Annotated in this window: 2 protein-coding genes and 1 pseudogene; all 3 read right to left on the reverse strand. The window is 69.5% G+C overall.

What is annotated here, in order from left to right:
- Positions 1-1395: pseudogene (locus tag C1I97_RS33895) on the reverse strand (pyruvate dehydrogenase (acetyl-transferring), homodimeric type); the annotation flags it as partial.
- A 256-nt stretch (positions 1396-1651) separates the two neighbouring features.
- Complete coding sequence (locus tag C1I97_RS33900) at positions 1652-2275, reverse strand: GntR family transcriptional regulator (protein WP_111006842.1); 624 nt, start codon at positions 2273-2275, stop codon at positions 1652-1654.
- 207 nt (positions 2276-2482) lie between these two features.
- A partial coding sequence (locus C1I97_RS33905) for a 2-oxo acid dehydrogenase subunit E2 (protein WP_181447031.1) occupies positions 2483-3226 on the reverse strand: 744 nt, incomplete at its 5' end.

The raw sequence follows: 3226 nt of genomic DNA on the forward strand, positions 1-3226 counted from the left end.
CTCCTGGAGGTAGCGCACCTCGGGGGAGTCGGCGCCGGGGTGGGCGTAGGGGACCTGGCCGTCGGCGAAGGCGCTGTCGGGGATGGGCAGTTCGAGGCGGTCGCGCATCGCCTTGAACTCGTCCACCGACAGTTTCTTCATCTGGTGGTTGGCGTTCTTCGACGCGAAGCCCTCACCGAGGGTGTGGCCCTTGACCGTCTGGGCCAGGATCACCGTCGGGGCGCCCTTGTGGGCGAGGGCCGCCTTGTACGCGGCGTGGACCTTGCGGGACTCGTGGCCGCCGCGGGAGAGGTGGAAGCACTCGAGGATCTTGTCGTCGCTCAGCAGCCTCGCCATCTCCACGAGCGCCGGGTCGGCCCCGAAGAAGTCCTGGCGGATGTAGGCCGCGTCGCGGGTCTGGTACGTCTGGATCTGCGCGTCCGGCACCTCGCGCAGCCGGCGTACCAGCGCGCCCGTGGTGTCGAGCCGGAACAGCTCGTCCCAGGCCGAGCCCCACAGCGTCTTGATCACGTTCCAGCCGGCGCCGCGGAACTGGGCCTCCAGCTCCTGCACGATCTTGAAGTTGGCGCGGACCGGGCCGTCCAGGCGCTGCAGGTTGCAGTTGACGACGAAGGTGAGGTTGTCCAGCTGCTCGCGGGCGGCGAGGGTGAGCGCGGTCGTCGACTCGGGCTCGTCCATCTCGCCGTCGCCGAGGAACGCCCAGACGTGGGACTGGGAGACGTCCTTGATGTCGCGGCTGGTGAGGTAGCGGTTGAACCGGGCCTGGTAGATGGCGGAGATCGGGCCGAGGCCCATCGACACCGTCGGGAACTCCCACAGCCAGGGCAGGCGGCGCGGGTGCGGGTAGGAGGGCAGGCCGTTGCCGCCGGTCTCCTGGCGGAAGTTGTCCAGGTGCTGCTCGGTCAGCCGGCCGTCGAGGAAGGCGCGGGCGTAGATGCCCGGGGAGGCGTGGCCCTGGATGTAGAGCTGGTCGCCGGAGCCGTCGCCCTCCTTACCGTGGAAGAAGTGGTTGAAGCCGGTCTCGTACAGCCAGGCGGCGGAGGCGAAGGTGGCGATGTGGCCGCCGACGCCGTACTTGCTGCCGCGGGTCACCATCGCCGCCGCGTTCCACCGGTTCCAGGCGGTGATACGGGCCTCCAGGGCCTCGTCACCGGGGACGGCCGGCTCGGCGGCGGTCGGGATGGAGTTGACGTAGTCCGTCTCGAGGAGCTTGGGCAGGGCGACGCCGATGCCCTCGGCACGCTCCAGTGTGCGGCGCATCAGGTACGCGGCACGGTGCGGCCCGGCCGCCTTGGCGACGGCGTCCAGGGAGGCCTGCCATTCGGCGGTCTCCTCGGGGTCGCGGTCCGGGAGCTGGTCGAGCTCGCTCGGCTGGATGGCGTGGGGGTCGGTCATGTCGCCGCCTTCCTCAGTCGAAGGGGTTCCCTCAGTCGAAGGGTTCGGGGGTGCCCTAGGTCTTTGGCAGGACAGGGCGTGAGGCTTTGGTGGAAGCCCAGCGGTGACTCTAACCCCCTGATCGATGATCGATCAAAGGTTTGCGATCAAAATCCTTCGATTGCCAGAAAGTCGGCACGCGGTGTCTTGGAAATGGGCACCGCGTGCCGCGTTTTCGCTTGGTTTTCGCAGGTGGTGGGGAAAGTGCCCGACGGGATCAAGCTCGCGGCGCGCAGCCGAGGACGTGCGCCTTCACCAGCTCGGCGATCCGCGGATCGCGCCTGCGGAACGCCTGCACCAGCTCCTCGTGCTCCTCCGCGTACGACTGCTGGACCGTGCCCAGCCAGCGGATCGACAGTGCGGTGAACACCTCGATGCCCAGGCCCTCCCAGGTGTGCAGCAGCACCGAGTTGCCGGCCGCGCGGACCATCTCGCGGTGGAAGGCCACCGTGTGCCGCACCTGGGCCGTGCCGTCGGACTTGCGGTCGGCCTCGTACAGCGCGGCCACGTGCGCCTCCAGCGCCGAGCAGTCCTCCGCCAGCCGCTGGGCCGCCAGCTCCGCCGCGATGGCCTCCAGACCGGCCCGGACCGGGTAGCTCTCCTCCAGGTCGGCGGCGGTCAGGTTCCGCACCCGTACGCCCTTGTTGGGCGCCGACTCGATCAGCCGCAGCGACTCCAGCTCGCGCAGCGCCTCCCGCACCGGCGTCTGGCTGACCTCCAGCTCGGTCGCGATCCGCCGCTCCACGATCCGCTCGCCCGGCTTCCAGCGCCCGCTGACGATCCCCTCCACGATGTGCTCGCGGATCTGCTCGCGCAGCGAGTGGACGAGGGGCGCGGTCATGAAGGGCTCCTTAGCGGGGGACCGGCGGGTCCCCGAGGGCGTTGACGCTTAGACAATACGGCGGTCGGCGGCGCGCGGGAGGGCGCATGCGGGCGCTTTCACGCAGGTGAGACGAGGCTTACACGCCGTCAAGGCCAAGAACGGGCAAAGCGGCGCCCCCGCCCGGAATGCTCCGGACGGGGGCGCCGCACACGTGTCCCTAGCGGATCAGAGGCCGAGCTCGACCTCGAATTCGCCCGCCTCCAGGATCGCCTTGACCGCCGTCAGGTAACGGGCCGCGTCGGCGCCGTCCACCAGGCGGTGGTCGTAGGAGAGGGTCAGGTAGGTCATGTCGCGCACGCCGATGACCGTGCCCTCCTCGGTCTCGATGACGGCCGGGCGCTTGACGGTGGCGCCGATGCCGAGGATCGCGACCTGGCCCGGCGGCACGATGATCGTGTCGAACAGCGCGCCACGCGAACCGGTGTTGGAGATGGTGAAGGTCGCACCGGCCAGCTCGTCCGGCGTGATCCTGTTGCCGCGGACCTTCGCCGCCAGGTCGGCGGTGGCCTTGGCGATACCGGCGATGTTGAGGTCACCGGCGTTCTTGATGACCGGGGTCATCAGGCCCTTCTCGGAGTCCACCGCGATACCGATGTGCTCGGTGTCGAAGTAGGTGATGGTCCCCTCGGCCTCGTTGATCTTCGCGTTGATGACCGGGTGGGCCTTCAGCGCCTGGGCGGCGGCCTTGACGAAGAACGGCATCGGGGAGAGCTTGACGCCCTCACGCGCCGCGAAGGAGTCCTTCGCCTGGGTGCGCAGCCTCATCAGGCGGGTGACGTCGACCTCGACCACCGAGGACAGCTGGGCCTGCTCGTGCAGGGCCTTGACCATGTTGTCGCCGATGACCTTGCGGATCCGCGGCATCTTCACGGTCTGGCCGCGCAGCGGGGAGACCTCCAGGACGGGGGC

The sequence above is a fragment of the Streptomyces sp. NTH33 genome (genome assembly GCF_003236365.1).
Lineage (GTDB): Bacteria > Actinomycetota > Actinomycetes > Streptomycetales > Streptomycetaceae > Streptomyces.